This window comes from Enterobacter sp. PP-008-ECC_S150, assembly GCF_045257065.1.
GTDB lineage: Bacteria > Pseudomonadota > Gammaproteobacteria > Enterobacterales > Enterobacteriaceae > Enterobacter > Enterobacter chengduensis.
Genome location: NZ_JBJHHG010000071.1, coordinates 1 through 1,061, shown reverse-complemented (window position 1 = coordinate 1,061; position 1,061 = coordinate 1). Strand labels below are relative to the sequence as shown.

1 protein-coding gene is annotated in these 1,061 nt (G+C 58.6%); it reads right to left on the bottom strand.

Annotated features, from left to right (window positions below):
* Positions 1 to 204: 204 nt before the first annotated feature.
* Complete coding sequence (locus ACJBF3_RS26055) at positions 205 to 969, bottom strand: IS6-like element IS6100 family transposase (RefSeq protein WP_001389365.1); 765 nt, start codon at positions 967 to 969, stop codon at positions 205 to 207.
* Positions 970 to 1,061 lie beyond the last annotated feature (92 nt).

The window sequence follows — 1,061 nt, the reverse complement described above, 5'->3', positions numbered from 1 at the left end:
TCATTTTCAGAAGACGACTGCACCAGTTGATTGGGCGTAATGGCTGTTGTGCAGCCAGCTCCTGACAGTTCAATATCAGAAGTGATCTGCACCAATCTCGACTATGCTCAATACTCGTGTGCACCAAAGCGAGGTGAGCATGGCGACGGAGGCTCTGTTGCAAAGATTGGCGGCAGTCAGAGGTAGGCTGTCGCTCTGCGCCGATCAGGCGGCTGCTGCGAAATGGTGGTTGAGCATGCCCATGGCCTCCGTCAGCGCCGAGGGCCCAATGCCAAAAGCTCTCTCCACAAGGCGCACCTCGCCCCTGATGCCGGGCTGCAGGCACCAGGGGCGAGCCTGTCCTTTGCGCAGGGCTCGCATGACTTCGAATCCCTTGATCGTGGCATAGGCCGTGGGGATCGATTTGAAACCGCGCACCGGCTTGATCAGTATCTTGAGCTTTCCGTGATCGGCCTCGATCACGTTATTGAGATACTTCACCTGCCGGTGGGCCGTCTCCCGGTCCAGCTTTCCTTCGCGCTTCAATTCGGTGATCGCTGCACCATAGCTCGGCGCTTTGTCGGTATTGAGCGTGGCAGGCTTTTCCCAGTGCTTCAGGCCTCGCAGGGCCTTGCCCAGGAACCGCTTCGCTGCCTTGGCGCTGCGGGTCGGCGACAGGTAGAAATCGATCGTGTCGCCCCGCTTGTCGACTGCCCGGTACAGGTAGGTCCACTTGCCCCGCACCTTGACGTAGGTTTCATCCAGGCGCCAGCTCGGATCAAAGCCACGCCGCCAGAACCAGCGCAGCCGCTTCTCCATCTCCGGGGCGTAGCACTGGACCCAGCGATAGATCGTCGTATGGTCGACCGAAATGCCGCGTTCCGCCAGCATTTCCTCAAGGTCGCGATAGCTGATCGGATAGCGACAATACCAGCGCACCGCCCACAGGATCACATCACCCTGGAAATGGCGCCACTTGAAATCCGTCATCGTTCCGTCCGTCCAATCTCCGCCAAGCATGCTCAAGCTTCACGATTTTTGCAACAGAGCCCACACGAGTATTGAGCATAGTCGAGATTGGT